We start from the raw sequence: 267 nt of genomic DNA, 5'->3' as shown, positions 1-267 counted from the left end.
AGCGCCCCTGCAGCGCTATGCAACTTAGTTTTACTAGGCTGGATGTTGGGCGTGCACTATGGGCGAGGGCCGTTTTATTTACTGTTAGTCACTAACATTACTAATATTGTGCTCGATATTTATTTTGTAGTGTACCTTGATTGGGCGGTTGCCGGGGCTGCGTGGGCATCACTTATTGCTGACTATATCGCGCTTGTATTTGCTTTATTGTTGGTGGTTCAACTTGCTAAAAAGCATGGTATAAGTTTGGCTGTAGCAAATTGGTTA

The 267-nt window shown here is 44.2% G+C and carries 1 pseudogene; it reads left to right on the top strand.

From position 1 onward, the window contains the following. Window positions 1-42: 42 nt before the first annotated feature. Window positions 43-267: pseudogene (locus tag SB749_RS19670) on the top strand (hypothetical protein); the annotation flags it as partial.

Source organism: Brevibacterium sp. SIMBA_078, from assembly GCF_046534565.1.
GTDB lineage: Bacteria > Actinomycetota > Actinomycetes > Actinomycetales > Brevibacteriaceae > Brevibacterium.
Note: the sequence above shows the minus strand (reverse complement) of the source record. Positions and strands in the feature narration are given on the sequence as shown.